General features: G+C 42.1%; 23 protein-coding genes. 12 read left to right on the top strand and 11 right to left on the bottom strand.

Annotated features, from left to right (window positions below; all coding sequences use genetic code 11):
• Positions 1–246: 246 nt before the first annotated feature.
• The 4 genes from AB6E85_RS18235 to AB6E85_RS18220 all read left to right on the top strand — a co-directional run bounded on the left by AB6E85_RS18235 (position 247) and on the right by AB6E85_RS18220 (position 3,422).
• Positions 247–1,167 (top strand): nuclear transport factor 2 family protein, encoded by a 921-nt coding sequence (locus tag AB6E85_RS18235; RefSeq protein ID WP_372143522.1) that lies wholly within the window; start codon positions 247–249, stop codon positions 1,165–1,167.
• A gap of 141 nt (positions 1,168–1,308) precedes the next feature.
• Positions 1,309–1,842, top strand: coding sequence for a peroxiredoxin-like family protein (locus AB6E85_RS18230; RefSeq protein ID WP_372143520.1), 534 nt, complete (start codon positions 1,309–1,311; stop codon positions 1,840–1,842).
• Positions 1,843–1,989: 147 nt separating this feature from the next.
• The gene (locus tag AB6E85_RS18225) at positions 1,990–2,310 is read left to right on the top strand and encodes a carboxymuconolactone decarboxylase family protein (RefSeq protein WP_372143518.1); all 321 of its coding nucleotides are present in this window, start codon (positions 1,990–1,992) and stop codon (positions 2,308–2,310) included.
• A 74-nt stretch (positions 2,311–2,384) separates the two neighbouring features.
• Complete coding sequence (locus tag AB6E85_RS18220; RefSeq protein WP_372143516.1) at positions 2,385–3,422, top strand: alkene reductase; 1,038 nt, start codon at positions 2,385–2,387, stop codon at positions 3,420–3,422.
• Between the two features lie 615 nt (positions 3,423–4,037).
• On the opposite strand, the gene AB6E85_RS18215 is transcribed toward AB6E85_RS18220, so the two are convergent.
• Positions 4,038–4,412 (bottom strand): hypothetical protein, encoded by a 375-nt coding sequence (locus AB6E85_RS18215; protein ID WP_372143514.1) that lies wholly within the window; start codon positions 4,410–4,412, stop codon positions 4,038–4,040.
• Between the two features lie 532 nt (positions 4,413–4,944).
• Complete coding sequence (locus AB6E85_RS18210) at positions 4,945–5,193, bottom strand: RebB family R body protein (RefSeq protein WP_372143512.1); 249 nt, start codon at positions 5,191–5,193, stop codon at positions 4,945–4,947.
• Between the two features lie 386 nt (positions 5,194–5,579).
• On the opposite strand from AB6E85_RS18210, the gene AB6E85_RS18205 reads away from it, so the two are divergent.
• The 8 genes from AB6E85_RS18205 (at position 5,580) to AB6E85_RS18170 (ending at position 10,903) form a co-directional block, all read left to right on the top strand.
• Entirely contained in the window at positions 5,580–5,939 is a 360-nt protein-coding gene (locus AB6E85_RS18205) for a hypothetical protein (RefSeq protein WP_372143510.1), read from the top strand.
• 1 nt (position 5,940) lies between these two features.
• Positions 5,941–7,824 (top strand): methyl-accepting chemotaxis protein, encoded by a 1,884-nt coding sequence (locus AB6E85_RS18200; protein ID WP_372143508.1) that lies wholly within the window; start codon positions 5,941–5,943, stop codon positions 7,822–7,824.
• Between the two features lie 13 nt (positions 7,825–7,837).
• Positions 7,838–8,059, top strand: coding sequence for an ANR family transcriptional regulator (locus AB6E85_RS18195; protein ID WP_372143506.1), 222 nt, complete (start codon positions 7,838–7,840; stop codon positions 8,057–8,059).
• 55 nt (positions 8,060–8,114) lie between these two features.
• Positions 8,115–8,612, top strand: coding sequence for a hypothetical protein (locus tag AB6E85_RS18190; protein ID WP_372143504.1), 498 nt, complete (start codon positions 8,115–8,117; stop codon positions 8,610–8,612).
• A 45-nt stretch (positions 8,613–8,657) separates the two neighbouring features.
• A complete protein-coding gene (locus tag AB6E85_RS18185; protein ID WP_372143502.1) occupies positions 8,658–9,182 on the top strand; it encodes a hypothetical protein in 525 nt (174 codons plus the stop codon).
• 34 nt (positions 9,183–9,216) lie between these two features.
• Positions 9,217–9,789: a porin family protein gene (locus AB6E85_RS18180; protein WP_372143500.1), complete on the top strand. Its 573-nt coding sequence runs from the start codon at positions 9,217–9,219 to the stop codon at positions 9,787–9,789.
• Between the two features lie 154 nt (positions 9,790–9,943).
• The gene (locus AB6E85_RS18175) at positions 9,944–10,165 is read left to right on the top strand and encodes a hypothetical protein (RefSeq protein WP_372143498.1); all 222 of its coding nucleotides are present in this window, start codon (positions 9,944–9,946) and stop codon (positions 10,163–10,165) included.
• 102 nt (positions 10,166–10,267) lie between these two features.
• Positions 10,268–10,903, top strand: a complete 636-nt coding sequence (locus AB6E85_RS18170) for a hypothetical protein (RefSeq protein ID WP_372143496.1) — start codon at positions 10,268–10,270, stop codon at positions 10,901–10,903.
• A gap of 473 nt (positions 10,904–11,376) precedes the next feature.
• Here the strand turns inward: AB6E85_RS18170 and AB6E85_RS18165 are convergent, their stop codons facing one another.
• From AB6E85_RS18165 to AB6E85_RS18125, 9 genes are all read right to left on the bottom strand, one after another.
• On the bottom strand, positions 11,377–12,912 hold the full coding sequence (locus AB6E85_RS18165) for an Ig-like domain-containing protein (RefSeq protein ID WP_372143494.1): 1,536 nt from the start codon (positions 12,910–12,912) through the stop codon (positions 11,377–11,379).
• Between the two features lie 134 nt (positions 12,913–13,046).
• Entirely contained in the window at positions 13,047–13,169 is a 123-nt protein-coding gene (locus tag AB6E85_RS18160) for a hypothetical protein (protein WP_372143492.1), read from the bottom strand.
• A gap of 571 nt (positions 13,170–13,740) precedes the next feature.
• Positions 13,741–13,956 (bottom strand): hypothetical protein, encoded by a 216-nt coding sequence (locus AB6E85_RS18155; RefSeq protein ID WP_372143490.1) that lies wholly within the window; start codon positions 13,954–13,956, stop codon positions 13,741–13,743.
• Entirely contained in the window at positions 13,943–14,272 is a 330-nt protein-coding gene (locus AB6E85_RS18150; protein WP_372143488.1) for a hypothetical protein, read from the bottom strand. The genes AB6E85_RS18155 and AB6E85_RS18150 overlap by 14 nt, the downstream gene beginning before the upstream one ends.
• 95 nt (positions 14,273–14,367) lie before the next feature.
• On the bottom strand, positions 14,368–14,658 hold the full coding sequence (locus AB6E85_RS18145; RefSeq protein WP_372143486.1) for a hypothetical protein: 291 nt from the start codon (positions 14,656–14,658) through the stop codon (positions 14,368–14,370).
• A gap of 12 nt (positions 14,659–14,670) precedes the next feature.
• Positions 14,671–14,988, bottom strand: a complete 318-nt coding sequence (locus AB6E85_RS18140; RefSeq protein ID WP_372143484.1) for a hypothetical protein — start codon at positions 14,986–14,988, stop codon at positions 14,671–14,673.
• A gap of 300 nt (positions 14,989–15,288) precedes the next feature.
• Entirely contained in the window at positions 15,289–15,669 is a 381-nt protein-coding gene (locus AB6E85_RS18135; RefSeq protein ID WP_372143482.1) for a hypothetical protein, read from the bottom strand.
• A 237-nt stretch (positions 15,670–15,906) separates the two neighbouring features.
• Positions 15,907–17,370: a hypothetical protein gene (locus AB6E85_RS18130; RefSeq protein WP_372143480.1), complete on the bottom strand. Its 1,464-nt coding sequence runs from the start codon at positions 17,368–17,370 to the stop codon at positions 15,907–15,909.
• A complete protein-coding gene (locus AB6E85_RS18125) occupies positions 17,363–17,551 on the bottom strand; it encodes a hypothetical protein (protein WP_372143478.1) in 189 nt (62 codons plus the stop codon). The genes AB6E85_RS18130 and AB6E85_RS18125 overlap by 8 nt, the downstream gene beginning before the upstream one ends.
• Positions 17,552–18,216 lie beyond the last annotated feature (665 nt).

Here is an 18,216-nt window from a genome sequence, read left to right as displayed (position 1 = left end):
GAGTAGCCGCTCGAGCATGCCTACTGGCACTTAATCCACATAAAAAAACCTGATAACCATCAACAGAAGGGCGGATTTCTCTTCTGTTCGTGCCCTTTTCAGTCCCGAACAGCTTTGATTTGTTAAATTATTCCAAAAACGAATACTTGGTAGTCATTTCCCCTTAGTTTTAAACCTTTTTGATAGCACCTATTATTTATCTCAAGCCAAGGGGCGAACCAATTTAAACGAAAGATTTGGAGAAACATGATGTCAAAGGACCTTGTATTTACCGTTGAATTCAACATTAAACCGGAATCGCGTGAAGCGTTTCTGTCTAGCCTAACTCAACTTGTTGAGGAGATGGCTAAGGAAGAGACATTCGTTTCTACCTACTTACACCAAGATAGCGAAAATCCTAATAAGTTTCTTATCTATGAACGTTGGGCAGAGCCGAGTATGGAAGCGTTTATGGAAAACCAACTACGCGGTAAGAGCTACCGAGATGATTATGAAGAGCGTCTACCTAGTTGGTCTGCAGAACCACGAAAAATCAGCATTTTAGAGCCAATTGGCCAATGGCTAAGCAAGCAACAAACGAATCATCAAAAAAATAAACCAAATTACGGCGACCTGCCACAGGAGAGAATCATGGATATGCAACAGAAACTTCAAGTACTGCTAGACAAACAAGACATCACTGAAGTTATTCATCGTCACGCGCGCTCTTTGGACCGCATGGATGGCGAATTGATGAAGTCGACCTACTGGGAAGACGCGATTGAAGAGCACCAAGATCCAATCTTTCCGGACCTGTTCTTCTACAACGACAACGCGCATAAGTTTGTTGACCCAGCAATGGAAGGCTTTAAAGCGCTAAAACTGACTCAACACCGAATCAGCAACATTCTGATTGAAGTTGATGGCGATACCGCGACAGCTGAAAGTTATGTTTGGGCTTACCACGTACACGAAGAAGACGGCGTTGATAAAGAAGGCATCTTAGGTGGTCGTCACTTCTACAAAATGGAACGCCGTGATGGTGTATGGAAGATGGTGCACCGTTTGACCGCTTTTGACTGGAACCAGAACCAAGACGCATCGGCAGTTTGGTCTCCAGATTTCGAGCAAAAGTACTTCGGTCAGCGCGATAAAACAGATGCGAGCTACGGCTACCTCAAAGACTAACTTACCGTAGTCGCCAAACATCCACTGCTGTGTGGGCAGTGCCCTAAAGTGAAAACATCCTTTGGATTGTGATGACTTTATTCGCTGCCCCCCTAAACCAAAAAACACATGCAAAACAGAGACAATAATGAGGATTCAATAATGACCACCCATAAATTCACCGCTGGCGACCAATTTCCAGCTATCGAACTACCAACGCTAGACGGTACCACCATCGATTTAGGTACTCCACAAAATGGAGCCGATTGGCGTTTGGTGGTGGTCTACCGAGGCAAACACTGTCCTTTATGTACTCGTTACTTGAATGAATTGGAAGCGCTGAAAGACAAGTTTCTACAGCTTGGCATCGATATAGCTGCCGTGTCTGCGGATAGTAAAGAACAGGCAGCCGCTCATTACGAAGAAATATCCGCCAGCTTCCCAATCGCCTATGGAATGACCATAGAGCAAATGCAACAACTGGGGCTGTATATCTCCCACCCGCGCTCAGTCACCGAAACTGACCACCCATTTGCCGAACCTGGCTTGTTCGTTATTAACGACAAGGGACAGACACAGCTCATCGACATCTCGAATGGACCGTTTGTCCGTCCTGAACTGAACGTTCTGCTCTCAGGGATGACGTTTATTCGAGACCCGCGAAACAACTACCCGATCCGTGGAACTTTTGAATAAGCGAATTCGATGAAGGGTGGAATGAATATGAAATGTTCAATAGCTATTGTTTACCTGTTGCAGCAGATTGACCAAACGGATCTGACGCTGACGTAGCATCAGGTGAGCATGCTCACCGTCAACCGATTCCACGAAGGTCGCTATTGCATGGCGGAACATACGCGCTACGCCGAAGCCCAAGGGATAAATATGGAAGTGGTCAACGCCATCCGTGATGATTTGCCTCTGGATAGCCAAAAATTAACGGCGTTGCGCAGTCTTACAATGAAGATGGTCGAGCAGCGAGGAGTGATTTCCCAAACCTTGTTCAGCGCGTTTTTCGATGCTGGGTACAGTCAGCAAAATGCCTTGGAAGTCATTACCTTGATCACCTTTAAAACCATGAGCAACTATACCAACCACCTAATTGGTACAGAGCTAGATGGCCTGTCAATGACTAAGCAATGGCTACCCGCTGACGAACGATAACTTGGGCATAAATTACCCCTCAGCTTTCCGCTAATGGCTGAAAGCTGAGGGGCCAAAATATAAGAAAAAATGGTATGAACACAGACGTTTTATTTAACACAATCGACCTTAGCCAAGAGCTAAACCTAAGCAATCGCATTGTCATGGCGCCAATGACACGCTCGATGGCGAGTGATGAACTGGTTCCAACTGAGGCGATGGCAGAGTACTACGGTCGCCGCGCTGACACTGGGCTGATCATTGCTGAAGCGACAATCATTTCGCCAATGGCGCAGGGCTATCCTAATACGCCGGGGCTGTATAATCAGGCTCAAGTTGAAGGCTGGAAGAAAGTGACCGATAAGGTTCACCAGAATGGCGGTAAGATCTTCGCTCAGCTCTGGCACTGTGGTCGAGTGTCTCACCCTTATTATCTCAATGGCGAAAAACCGATGGCGCCTTCAGCTGTTGAGCTGCATGGTCGTGTGCCTCGCGGTAACGGCTTGCAATATGGTATGCCACGTGAAATGACTGAAGCCGAGATTTTAGAGGTGATTCAGCAATTTGCACAGGCTGCGGCCAATGCGCGCAAGGCTGGGTTTGATGGGGTGGAACTGCACGGTGCAAATGGCTATCTGTTGGATCAATTCCTTCACTGGGAAACCAACCAACGTAACGACGCTTGGGGGGGAACCCCTGAAAAAATGTCGCGCTTCTTCTTTGAAGTGATTGAGGCGGTCAAAAAAGAAATCGAGCATGTTGCAGTTCGCATCTCTCCGGTTGGCCATCAGCACTTAGAACTTAATGGAGAAGATAAAGTCATCTCAGACTACTTCTTACAACGACTGAACGACTTCGACCTGACTTATGTTCATACGGGTTCACACGATGATGTTGCGTTTGACTATGTCGCTGGCACAGTTACGCAATATATTCGCAGTCTATACCAAGGAACTTTGATTGCTTGTGGTGGCTACACGACCGAAGCCGCACGTGAAGCACTCAATAGTGGCTATGCGGATTTGATTGCGATCGGACGCCCGTTGATTGCAAATTCGGATTACATCGAAAAAGTACGTACCAACCAGCCACTGACTGAGTACAACGCTGAAATGTTGAAAGAGCTTATATAGGGAAGAGCCGCTGTTGAGGTGTGACGTCTAGGTGCTTATTTTAACGGGTTGACCGGTGAACAATGCCTTGAGATTGAAAACCAATCAAACTATATTGCCAATTTACGCATTAGGCGTCACACACAACTGCCAGAAAAATGTTTGAGGGTGAACTATGGAAAGTTGCTTTATAAACACCAGAATTATGAATTAGATTGATTTAGTCTATTGTAGTACTGGATGGGTGGTCAGCTCTAAGGGTCTGAGAAGCTTTGGGGCAATTATGTGTTAATAAAATTCACGATTACTACTGCCAGTATGAGAAGCAATATTGGTAGCTTTAAGGCGGCATTGTTTTTCTTGGACTCCTTAGGTGGCGTCTCCACAACATTTAAAGTAGATACGATGTTTGTAGCACTTGAAGGGGTTCCTTTTTATTCTAAGTATCTCTTATCTCATCATCATCTTCTTCTTTGAGTTCATCTTTGTAACGGTTAATCACCGTATCTAATGACACATTCAACAATGTACAATAGGTCTTTGCTGTATTGGTGCCTTTAACCAATTCATAAACTTCGCTTGGCTCAGTAGCTGGTCAATCAACATGTATTGCGTCCTGCCGATTCTATGCTCCTATTAGTAACCGTTAATAGATCGCTCACGCCCATAGCCAGTGACCAAAAGCCCAGCTACCAACTCTTCCAAAGGTGTTTTATCTTGGCTTTGTTCTCTTTGTACTTGCCTCAGCATAGACTCATAGGCCAAATAGGCTAGATCCCAATCTTGCTTTTCGGTCGCTTCAGCTAGGTTAGTATGAGACTCTCTCCATCTAGCATCTGCAATTGATACATTAACTTCATCAACATTCAATTCTTTCGCTAAATTTTTACGTGCATTTAATACGCCCTTATTAGCTTCATACCAGTCATGCCACCATCCATCCGCTAGCGCTTTCAGTTCTTCCAACAGAAACAAATCGCCCTCACGATAGAGGCGTTGATCACCAGACAATGGCTCTTTTCTTGGGTAAATGGGCTTCTTACAAGATTTATACTTTGCTTTACGTTTGGGTAACCGCTCTAAACGTTAACGCAAATACACATGACTTTGCCAAAAGGGAGGTTCAAGTTTATGCAGATAAAAGTTCCCACTCATTCATCCTCACAAATCGAAACGATCTCAAAGCTAACTTTTCAGTAACTATCGACAATATTAGAGTCTGCATCGTTGAAAACTTAGATAAAGATGAGTCCGTTCCTATCACCTTAGAGCCGGAAAGCACCGAGTCAAAGCGCATTTGCACATTAATGCAGTCGTACACACCACATCAAACGAGAGTTTGCTCCCTCATCTATTTCAAGGCTTTAGCGCATGAATAAAATAGTTACAGTGTTACTTATTCCCTCTACGGCTAAAGCCGCCTACATTCCTAGCATTCAAAACCCAAGTGGAAACGATCGATACAGAGCGCAAAGCGGAGCTTCTTGTGAGCTAGCCGTTGCGACAAGAAAATTTAAAAGTAAAAAACTCCTAACTTTTGCGATTAATCGCGAGTCAGAATTAAATCATAAGTACGTACAATAATCGCAGCACCTATAGAGAACAGCGCATTGACATCTTGCGCAGTTGTAGCATGACCAACCATTTGGTTTTGCTGAACCGTGTTAGTCATGTTGTGAGCAGAGTTCGAACGAGCTTGAGACGTTGCCACAAATAAATTGCCTGTTGCCATTGCTGGGATGTCACCAAGACCTTTAGTGTTCACCTGCGTCAGCGAATCAGTTACTGGCATTGTTATAAACTCAACATATGAGATTTTGTGTAGTCATTTGACTAACACTAGGAAAACATTACAGAACGGAAAACCCCGCATCTATTCGAAAGTCCAAGAAATCAACAGCCAGACAGCCTAATATTAATTCATTTTTGTGACTTACTACCAAGAAAACTGTCATTTAATCGCAATGCGAAAAGGGATTAAATATCATGCCTACAATTATTAAATGGGTAAGACCGAATAATCGGCAAGCTGAAAAAACAGCGCTCATAATAATTCGCGGGTACAAATATTGAACTTACTCAGTACCACCCGCTTGTTTTGATGGCGAACTGACTATCATCTGTACCGATGGAACCGTTACACATTTCCACGATCACTTTGATCTATAGGTGATGACATTGGATAACTATTTAACCCTCGAAGTGACATTGAAAGCTCTTCAAGAGTTTGATTTCAACACGCCTGAAATAGTCATAAATATGAAGTACGGCTTTGTAATTCGAGCTACTGCAGAGTCCCTACACCTTACAGTAAGTTACTTTCAAGATGGTCCCTATCAGACTCTTGAGATTGAATTTGGCGCACCTCAAATGCAGCCTCAAAAATACAACTACATGGGTAGATACAACAACATTGAATCCTTGAGCATAGAAAGTTGGCTCAAAGAGAAATTGAACAAAGCTCATAGCGTTGCCCATAACCCTAAAGACCTCCCCCTTTACACACTGAAACTCAGTCAAATAGATCTAAAGGTTTAACATGAGAAACACAACACTAACGCAGAAGCTTTTTTTCTTCATTGCGTCCCTCTTGCTCATCACGAATATCATTGAATCATATTGGAGCGCCACATCATCTTTGCAGACACGAAGTGAATCTGCGCAGGAACTAAGCACTGCATTAAATAAGTCGCTATCCAAGGCCACTAAAACATGGGTGGATTCGTTCAAAGCAGCTCTTGAATCAACAACTGAACAACTAAATAACGGACAAGATATTGAGTCAGTTACGAAATTCATCCAAGGTGCAACTAAAGCAGATTTAGCATACGTAGCGCTAGATAACGGTGATTTTGTTACTAGCCAAGACGTAAATCTACCTAGTGATTTCGATGCCAGGACTCGAGGTTGGTTCAAGCAGGCAAGGAGCACTCAAAGCAGTATCATTACAGCGCCATACATTGACTCAGTAACAGGCAGCTTAGTTGTAACTGTCGCTTCACCTATATCGTTCTCAGGCAGAGTTGGTGCTGTCGGTTTAGATCTAAAAATCAATGACGTAACAGCCGACATCGTTAACATAAACACTCCTAACGTTACAGCTCTAATTATGGGAGAGGATGGCTCAATCATTGCTCACAATGACAACGGTTTAATCCTTAAAAACATCAGCTCTCTTTCGCGTGAACTAAGCTCCAATTTGGTTAAAGACATTGCGCTAAAAAATACTCTTCATGAGGTGACGCTCTCAGGTTCGCCCTTTATTTTCTCAGCAAGCAAGATTGAAAGCACAAACTGGTACTTCGTTAGCTATATCGACAAGAATCAATTTTTTGAGGCTGTTTACAGCGACATAAAGCTAGACCTTTTCATCAAGGCTTTTTCTCTTACATTCCTAATTTTGGTGTTTAAGTATTTCATTTACTCATCATTCAAGCCTTTCTCTGAGCTTAATGGGATGATCGAGTCCCTTTCGAATGGGAATAGTGACCTAACCAAGCAATTGCCCGTGAAACGACTTGATGAAATTGGAATGCTTAGCCAAAGCCTAAACAATTTCATTAGCAAGCTAAGGACCATTGTTCAAAGCATCAACCAATCTAGTGAGCAATTAAACTCAGAAGCAAAAGTCAGCAATAGAGTGGCAACCAACTCTATTGAGTCCATTGGCTCTCAAACTCATGAGCTGTCATTAATTACCGTTGCTGTGCAAGAGATGGCTCATACAGCAGTAGAGGTAGCTAACAATGCTGAACTTGCCGCAGGAGCAGCTCAGCTTTCATCAGAGAGCTGTATTGTAGGCAAGCAAATCATCGAGGCTAATCAGGGATCTATATTCAATCTATCTGAGCACATTCAAAACAGCGCACAAAGAATTAAGGATGTTGAAAATAACGCATTAGAGATCAAATCAATCGTCTCAACTATCACAGACATCGCAGAACAAACAAACTTACTCGCACTTAACGCAGCCATTGAAGCTGCGAGAGCGGGCGAGCAAGGCCGTGGCTTTGCCGTTGTAGCAGATGAAGTGAGGGTTTTATCGCAAAGAACTCGCAGCTCAACTAACGAAATTAGAGAGATGATAGAGCGCCTACAAGAAAGCAGCGTAACTGCGGTTGAGTCAATGGTGGAAAGCGAGTCTTTAGCTATGAGCAGCGTAGAAGAGGCAACGCAAGCGACTAAAGCTCTGGAAGATATAGCAATCAAAACAGACCAAATATCTGACATGTCGATGCAGATATCCAGCGCCGCTAATGAGCAAAAGATAGTGACCAATGAGGTTAGTAAAAACATCCAATCGGTTAACGACACTGCTCTTGAGATGGAAAGAGAGATAGAAGCGACTGAGGTTCAATCAAAATCAATATACAGAATCTCAAGCGAAATTGGCGATCAAGTCAAAAACTTTAAATGCTCTTAGTAAGGCCAATACAATGAACCTAGAAAACAAAAAAATAACACCAACTGACATTAGCTTTGCCACTGCAGCGGCAGAACTTGAGAGAAGTAAGCTCTACGTAGAAGCTGCTGAATTTTGGAGAAAAGCTTGCTTATGCTCATCTACAACTCAAACCCAAGAGTGGTCCATGAACAGACGCGACCTTTGCACAAACCTATCAAGGAAGTCCTTGGTGCGATCCTCATTGAGACGATAATTCTGGGAAGCGCCTCTATTGTGGCGCTCTTAATGGCAGCATTTATAGGTTAAGCATGACAACAAAAACATCACCGCGCTTATTGATGATTGTTCCTGTAGCCGTATTAATTTTAGGTTACTCATTAAGCTCTGATGAGCCATTTAACAGTGCTCATTCGATTGAGCAAGGGAGTAACGAATATGGCTCTTGGCTGAAGTATGAAGATGCCTACTTCAACTATAGCAACGGATATGACATTTCGATTTACAACAAAAAAAACGAACTTGGCATGGCAATAGTTCAACTCGACAAATCATGCAGGCGACCTAGTGTAACGTCCGCTGAGCGAACGATTTCATTCAATGAAATCCCTATCAACTTCAAGCACTCATGCATTGAGAAAAACACTGCGTCTTTGTTCCCTCTTACAGAAACTGACGAAGAACGTTTATTTGATGTGTTCACATATAAGTACGGAGTGATCTTGAACGCAGGGCAAGGAGAGCAAGCTTTCTTTAAGACCGAAGGAGTGAATGACGTTATAACTTTTTTAAACAACAAATACCTCTAAAAATCATTATGAGTTAGATCCTCACGACTTCGAAGGAGACATTTAGTGATACCGACAATAGTAATTATTTTAGTCGGCGCAATCATCGCATTTGCGTTTGACAAGAATAGACAGTCAAAACTGATTAGGAACGACTCTATCAGGAGAGAAAACATCTCTCAGCTAATTGATGAGCTGTGCGGAGGCGTTAAAGAAATGCTGATAGAAGGGACTTTTAAACGCGCTGATGAACGGTTTGTAGCGTCAGGAATGTTCAGCTACTTGCAATGTGATCAAGGTAAAAAAAACAGAATCTCGCATAAAAGCCGAGTCATATTGAGCAATCAAGCTTTGATCGTATTGGAATGGGACTTTGAAAATAGATGGGAGTGGAGCGCTATAGAAAAGATAGAAATGTATTCCGATGGATTCACAGTGTATCCGAGAAATGACAGCATTTTAAAATTTAAAACCACTTCGATTTCTAAGCCTGAAATGGAAGTAATCACAATGCTTGGAATGGAGGGTTGCCATCGAGGAACTATTGAAAATCTTCCAATAATTCCGACAGAAATAAAACTAGGCGCCTAGCTTCACTGCTCACAATAAAAAACAAAGGTTACATATGAAAAGTAAAATTTTATTACCTCTAGCATTATCCATAGCATCAGCAAGCGCGGTTGCTAATGAGTTTGGAGGTAGCAGATTTGGGGTGGGATATGCTTGGACAGGTGTCGATTACGACACTTCAAGCACCTGGTACGACGGGGATACAGGCAATGGTCTTGCTTTGACATACGGCTACGACTTTAACAGGGTTGTTGGGATGAACCTCAACTATTACCAAAACGAAGGAAGCGTTGATAAGTCTGAGTTTTCAGGGTCTACATTCTCCATGGACTTAGATATTGGTTGGGCGTTTAACTTAGGGCATTGGTCTCTAAAGCCATATGGCGCGATTGGCTTTGGCAGTCACAATCAAGATATCAAAGAGTTCACAGGCACATCATGCTCACTTGGTGTCTGTAACGATCACTTTAAAGAATCATCTGTCGATGGTAGCGGCCTATCAATTGGCCTAGGTATTAGAGCTCAAATGAACAATGGAATCTTCTTTGAGCTTCGAGACGATGCTTTGTTTGTCGACTCATACTCTTTAGCGGGAAGAACCTCTTTAATTGCAGGCTATAAATTTTAACTAACGCTACTCAACGTACACATAGGCTTCACATGAATATAAATACACCTAAGTCGACAAAGGTAACTTTGGCCCTATCTCTTACTCTTTTATTTTCTAGCAATGCGCTGCATCAAAATTTACCCATGCAAATAAATACGGCACATGCGCAGGATTGGCTGCTGCTGCATTGGAATATTCATCAGGCCTTGGTGATTACATTTCTTGGAAAATGAAAGCTAGCTCAGTCGAAGGAAAAGCTGACGCCGCAGGACTAGATAAATACGACCTTGCCCACTCAAAGAAAGTTGCTTTCCAAGCTGTTGAAGTCAACGATGAGCAGTATCGCTTTGAAGCGGCATCTACTCGGTTCCACAACGCAAACTGTGACGATTAAGAGCGCTCCATAACTTCATCGTTATTCTCGCAAGTAAGATAAACAGCGCCTCTCAACCAGAGAGGTGCAAACCAACCTCAGATAAATTATCAAGTAGGATTTATGACAGACTCCATCATTATAGTATTTGCCGGACTTGCTATTTTAGTAACCCTGATTTTCATGGCATCCTCCCAAAAAGATAAGGAAGACGCTGAAAACTCGAAATTGGCAGAAAAAGCAATGCAAAGTCTTATTGTCGACCAACTAGAGGTAATTGAACAAGGTGTAAGTGAGTGCGAAGTGCAAGGTATTCGAAAAAAAAAGAATGAGATCTTTTTGGGAGCCAGTACATTCATTATGTATAAATACAAGCGGAATGGTAGCTATAAATATCACGGTTTGAGGTATCGAGTAAAAATAGCAAAAGGGCTATCGTACAGCATCGGACAGGGGCAAGTTAAGGCTAGTAGTTCTTGGCAATCTGAGGGAGTCGGCACTCTTATAATATCCAATCAAGCTATCACATATTATAACGGTGTTAATGCCAAACGAATGACATGGGGATCGATACTGTCCATCGATGTCGCATTAGACGGCGTTACTATAGCCCCATCAAGGGGGGCTGCTTTAAGGTTTGCCTCGAGCAACATACAAGATCCCGAAGTCAATGTAATTGCCCTAGCTGTAATAGAGTCACAATCGCAAGGTTCATTGGATAACTTAACTGCGCTTAAAATAAATTCTGAACGAGAATAAGCCATGTTGATGATGCAACTTGGCGTGATACCCACTCTTGAGTATCTTCCAATTCAACGCCAACCGATTCAGTTAACGAGATGTTTTCAAAGCCAACAACCGGAGTTTGGTCTTCTGTACCAACGCGCTCAACAACCTCAGCACCGCGATAGTGGAATCCAAATTAAGGACCCAGTTTGGCGCGTATTGTTCAAGCCGTCTTCTGCTCTCTGTCCGTAGCCATCGCCGTATTAGATCATCAGCATGCTTTGGCTAGTTTGAAATGATGAATTTTGACTGAGTAAGTCAGCGTGAGGTATTGACATAAAAGCCCCTATTGATTGCATTTACTGACATGTATAAAAACGGTAGTGAGTGTTGGGGGGCATGGTGCTGTTAAGCTTTCTTAATAACAGAAAGCCAATAACGGGGAGTTATTGGCTTTCTGGGAGTTACTGCTTTAAGTGGTTACTTAAATGTTTCGGCTATCTCATTCATTTGCTGAACTTGCTCGGGAGGCGTCGTCCCCCCACTAGAGCACCGACTGCCCATGACATTACACCACCATACCCAAGTTCCTGCTGTTGGAGGGCTTTAGCTTTGATGTCATCCATTGATTCAACAAAACTACCACTAGGTCCCCACTGCAGACCAATAGAAACACCCAAAATGATGTCTTCTTTAGGAAGGTATTCTGCAATATTTTCTAGAGCAATAGTCCAGTCGTAATCAATACCTTGGCGGCCTGCATCGTACGCCATCACTTGGTACTTACTTAACGCAACATTGTTTTCTTGAATACCCTCTAACACCAAAGTTAAGCTTCCTGCATACGCACTACCTGCTGGGTAGCTACAACCATCTTCGAATGAACCTCCAAATTGACAAGAAGGATCATCCCCTGCGGTGTGCATACCTGTGATCATCATGATTTTGTTTGGATTTTCTTTTGTAAATCCATCAATCATAGAAACAATATTATCAGACCAAACAGGATCGGATTCCATGCCTGATGATTCAATATCTAAGTCAATACCGTCAATTTGAACATATCCAATTTTTCTATATTGACTAGGCTGAACAAGTTCGTAAACAGGAAATACATCATTAACAATATCAGTTAATGACTGAATGTAAGGAGCTACTTTGTCTGGGTTCTTCAACAACTCCCATGTTGAGGTTTCGTGGGCTCCACCCATAGCTATTGCCATATTTGTTTCTGGCTGCTCGTATTTTCTGGTTGTCCAGTTCATGTAAGTAGGGTCGACGCTAGTAACTATATCTGGAGTATTTGAACCTCTAAACTGCAATAAACCGTCAGTACCAATTAACTCGAAGTTTGGACTCATGCCAACAAAAGCTAAATTGATAGTAGACATCTTATCCGACAGTTCAGACATGTCAGCGTTGTTTGTTCCCCACGATGTCCAATAAGGATTAAATTCTTCGCCATACTCACTTGGAACAAAAACTAGAACGTTTGCGATATTGCTATCATTTGATTTTTCTAACTCAGTGTGAACACGACTCGTTAATCCGTAAGAACCCTCAGCTAACCCGTCCTCTAGAACGAAGGTGAATGGTGGCTCAATCGCTTCACCGACAACAGCATTATCAACAAGGAACTCAACTTTAGTTACCCAATCGTCAGGGTTCAAAGTTCCCGCAACAGCTTCAAAAGTGATAGGAGTATCTTCTTGAATCCTCTCACCATTTAGAGGGGATGTTAATAAGGTAGCGGGCTCTGCAAGATCGATGGCGATTAGATTAGATTGCACTGCGTCTGCAGAGTTACCATCGTTGTCGGTAGCTTTAACAACAATGCTGTGTAGGCCAATTGATAAACCTGGGTACATAATTTCATATGGCGCTTCGGTAACGCGACCAATTAGCGTTTCTTGCTCATCTGTAACTAAGAAAAACTCCGCCTGCTCAATACCAACCTCATTTGGGTCAGTGATTGTTGCTGATACTTCAAACGGTTGATCGATAGCGACAATTTGAGGAGCATCAATTTCAATTACAGGCAAGTTGACTTGATCACACTCACCTAGATAATCCCAAGCATCCTCCCCCCACTCTGAGCTAGGCTCATATGATGATGATCTGCACCACCCCGAAGCAGGAAAGGGCTTACATTGATAAAGCCCTCCAAAGTGTTGGACTAAATCACCTTCATTTGCTGAGGGTAATAATCGATCCACTCAGGAACATTTGCACACTCATTTGCGACAGCATACGACGATGCTAAGGCTAACGTTACTGCTACAGCTGTTTTTTTAAACATAACAAACTCCACTTTCGTTACAAACAATTGAAACACTTAGGCTTGCATGTGCCTCACAAGCCATATGCACCATTATTAATATTAAGTTGGAGGTAAAGAAAACCCCTTTTTAAAGAGGAGTGAAGCCACTTCTAAAAAGACACACAAAAAGAAAGGTTTTAATTACTGTAATAATCATTAAACATTTTTAGTGTGGACCTCAGTTTTATGCCTTAATGGGGTGGATTGCCTTGGGCGGAATATTACTTATCGAAACCACAGAGATAAAAAAAGCCTATTGATAGATTCAATAGGCTTTGTCTTAAAACTTTGATTTTCTACTTTTTACCGAATGATCGGAGCAGGCTTAGAACCCCTAGGTTCACCACCTGCCCCAATCTGTCATCGAGAAAGAAACCATAAAATCATCCATGATTTAACGATGACATTTGCCAAATAAGCTAGCTATACTCACTTGACGGCAGGGATAATAACCACTTACTTTTGGTAAGGCTACTGCAAAAAACACTTAGTTTTTAGTCGTTGGATCAAAGTCGTGTAAATGTCGATTTTCTATATATATTTTATATATTTACATCCGATGCGTACCCAATGATGGATTAAATATACCGCCATATTTAGACTCTTTGGCTAACGTATCTTTGACAATGCCATTAAGCGCACCGTAAACGCCCTCTTGAGCCGAGTTTTTCATACCTACTGTATCAGTATTACCTTGAACGCTTATTGATACTGTTCCAACGGAAACTCCGCCAAAGCTTGAAACTCCACCACTAGCAACACCCACCGCCAATTCCCCATAAACCGCCACCACTGCCAAGAGCTGAAAATCCATCAAGCAACTGTAATGCACAAATTAGGGAATCAATAGAGTCATAAAGGTTCGCTAAGTCATCATCGATAAGAGATAAAGCTGAACTGGTAGCGTTACTCATTTCTGTTGTTGCTTTCTCAGCCACTTTGATTGCATCAGCATTTGCCTTTTCTTGCACAGCAAGAGCCTCGACTTGATATTTCTTAACAACTTCAATTCTTAATTTTTCAGTTTGTAGCGCGTTTAGTTCACCCGCTTCTTTTCTAGTAACTAGTGCGTCGACTTCCATTTGGTGCCTTGCCCTTAATTGCTCTACACCCACCATGTTTGCGACTTCTGCTGTCTTAATCTCATTCTCAATCGAAGCCTGTCTAGCCGTTTCCGCTAAGCGTTCCTGTTCAGAGATATAACCATTGCAGGACGTACACCTGAATCTAATGAGCTATGGAAGTCGTAACCACGTTGAGCTTGAGTTTCTACCGCACTAGCTAAATTATCAGCAGTATAAGCCGCGGTCATGGCAGCGACTATAGCCCCCGCAGCAACACCCGCTTTGGCAAACCCAGCAGGAAGTTTAGCCCCTGCAGTTTCAGGCATATCCTCGGCTTTACCCTTAGCAGCATCCAGGGCGCCAGAATCAACAGCAATTTTTACAGTAGTAACGATATTAGACATTATTCCTAGCTCCTATTTTGTCGCTCTTATCTTAAATACAAGTTCAACTTCCCAAGGCATTAAGCTAACGCTGTACAAGCGACAGGGTGTTTCAACGTCCACGGCTGAAACGTTGAATAATCGATTCGAGATAAATAGGACATCATCAAGGATTGGCAGGGATTTGAATTGCTGCTCTTGTAATAGTTCTTTGATCGAACTCATTCCCTTGTCAGGATTTGAAAAGCGGCCATTTTGAATATCTTCAAAAACTGATTGTTGGTGATCTCTTAACGTTTTCTCATCACCACACAATTGATCTAACTCTGCTGAGTTTCTAATATGAGCCAATATTTCCCGCTCTGCTGTGCTTACTTTTTTACAAGTTCAGTTACCTTTTCATTCACGGCCAACGTAAACCATACGTTTCGATCGTGCCTAATTCAGAGCTTGTGGGATCTAGTTGCGAAATTCTAACTTCATCTACCATCGACTACTTCCTTTCTATTCCAATACCAAAATTAACTCTTTCGAGACGGATGGTTGATCCGCTTCTTTCCATTACTAAAAACCGCCTAGAAATTGCGACACAATAAATATTTTCATGAGGGATAAAGAACGGTGCATAAATGACAGTGATTTTGGTGCAACTCATGAATTATTCCCCCTAGTGCTATCGCGTGTAATCGTAAAGTCACCACTAATGATCCGCCTTCTAGGGAAGCCCGATGGAGGCGTAAGCTCCAAATCAAAAACGCCGTAAATCTCGAGATAGCGGAAGCGGAAGGATTCAGTTTTACCTCTATCAATGGTCATTCGAAATCGGCCGTTGCTAGCATCAGTTATTGCAACGCCGTCACCAAGGTTCACACTGAAAATGAGCCTGCCGTTAGCGTCCTCTAAACGAAACTCACCCTCTATAACATCTCCAGTTAAATCTCTTGGCTGCGAATCATCCTCGCCTTCGTAAACTGTAAAGTCGTGCTCATAGTAACCTCCGGCTTTAATTAATAAATCAACGCTTGTCGTCATAGTTAGCCCACCGATAAATTGAGTTTTGCGATCATACTGAACACTCTTCAGACTTTGCCCATAGGGCAAATGGATGCATTTGAGCTATTACCGATTTTAGCCAGTGACAAGTTTTGATTGCATTCGCTTTTGTTTGAGCTCTCCTTGAAAACCCCAAAAAAGCATAAAAAAAACCGAAACATTTCTGCTCGGGTTTAATCGCTAATAATGGCGCCATCTAGTCAGCTAGTCAGCTAGTCAGCTAGTTTTATTTAGACACCGTATGTTGTTGGATAGCTGCTTCTTTACAGAATCAACTGGAATAAAGTCACGACCTAGAATTGCTTTACGAGAAAAAATGGCGTTAATCTCATATGAGAGTGGGTATCTCTTGTAAATCTCAAGGAGCGTCTTGTAGTTAATTTTCTCAAAGTTCACCCTCAAGAATTTATACTGACTTAGCAAGATCTTGTGCTTTTTATAATTAACTTTGACTATATCCATATAGCCATCAGGCATTTTTTCGTTAGTATTGGTAACTAGGTCAAACAGCCTTTTGGAATCACGTAAGCTACCCAACTCTACTGAAACTGTCTTTTTAATAACTAGTGGCACTCCCGCACTCTCTAGCTTGTATCCTTTCGAATCCCAACGAGAAAGTAATAAGATTGCCGCCTTTCTCTTGTTGACACGAACAGCCATGAAGATAAAAAACAGTTCAAATATTGAAGTAACGTAACTCTTTTGACCAAGCCCAAATTTTTTAACCAAATTAGCAAGTAACTTTGTGTGGACCTTTCTAGTGTCAATATAATTCTGGAATGAATGCTTTGAACTTAACGCTCTGGCAAAAACAGAAAGAGAAAGTTTGTTGAAGTCATCAATAGACAATACACCAAACCTTTCCCTTAGTTTGATACCTCTTACTGCGCAATCATTTTTACCAGTTACCAGAGCCGAGAAAATCACTCCTGACAAACTATCTGAATCAAAGGGATGGAAGCTCAAAGACTCCAAGCAATAGACACTGTAGTTAACTAGGTCGCCACTATTTAAGTATCTATGTGCTAAGCACTTATTGGCAAAGTAAGCACAGCTAGGCTTTTTGCTAATTTTTTCTAACCGGGCGTTTGCAATGCTATTCCCTCCACCTACCCTCATAGATTGTATGAAGTGAAAATCGCTCAGCGAATGATGATCAAGCTCTCCAACAAGATCTTCATAAAATGCAGGCTTATGGTGGTAAAGCAAGTTAAGTACAAGTTCAGAGATATTGCTGTTTTCTTCAATTAGCTTTTTCAGTTTCACATTGCTCTCACACAACGCAAACTTTCTGATCTTGCCCAGCCTTACAAAATACTGATATTTGCTCTCAACCAAGCCCATGCTTGCTCTAAAAACAGACAAGTTAAGCAGCCCAACATGCGTAAGCATTGTTAATGGGTACAAAGCTTGTAGTTCCTTCAAAAACGGTTCATTTGGTTCAACGGCATGAACCAAAAATATTATCCCTTTCTTATTGAAACTAGCTGCTAACATCTCAATTTCAAGAAAGTTCTTATAAGAGTATTCGATATAACCTAACTGGCACTCATCTGGTATTTTGTGTTTAGCAAATGTTCCCGTTGCAACAGTGCCAAAACCTAAGTGCTCAAAAAGTCGCTTTACTTGAAATGATTTTTCTCGGCGTTCTGATACGCATAAAACCGCCTTGCTAATCATGCATTTCTCTCGGCTGTGCTTCTTTCTTCAGATATCCACTTACCGCTATTTCTTTATCAAATAATTCTGCGATTTTTGAATAGTCATCGTTACACATGCAAAGTACCTCGCCATCATCGATAATCCCCCAAGGGTCACAATGACAACAGTCTTTTGCCTTTACCTTGCTTAGCTCTGCCATAGAAAAACAACTCCAAATATAAAAAAAGCCCAAAGAGGACAGTCAATGGGCTGAGCAATAAGATGATTTCGGAATGATTCAAAAAGAAATCACGAGCCTAATTAACTCTAAAAAATGAATTTCCTTATCCATAAAAAAAGCATGTCATAGCGCGGGTACGCTATGTTTAGCCCGACAAGCGAGCTAACGGTGATATTTTAACAACAAAGTAATGCACAAAGTAACAAAAAACAGATCACAATCAATGACTTAGGCAGAAGTCGCAAAAAACCATACAAACAATAAGCCTAAGTAATCAATAGAGGTCAATTGATCGATCAGGGCGATCGAAATATAAAACGCACACTTATCACAGCCATATAAATCCTACAAAACCATCAACTAGATGTATTAAAAATCATTACAGAAGACTCACGAGCTTTAACGTATAGATCGGCCGGCAACTCGTCATAGCCGAAAACTGCCCGTTAGATAACGTATGCCCTCAGCCACCTTCTGATTCGCCAACAGTGAAAACCACATGGTAAGACCCTACACACTAATTAGTTATATAATCTAACAAACGAGGAGAAGTCATAATTAGCGGAAAACGTTATCCCGAAGATTTTAAAATCCGGGCTGTCGAACAGGTAACTAAACAAGGCCAAGTCGCTCAACTCAATAGC

Source organism: Vibrio sp. 10N.247.311.51 (assembly GCF_041467855.1).
Lineage (GTDB): Bacteria > Pseudomonadota > Gammaproteobacteria > Enterobacterales > Vibrionaceae > Vibrio > Vibrio coralliirubri.
Note: the sequence above shows the minus strand (reverse complement) of the source record. Positions and strands in the feature narration are given on the sequence as shown.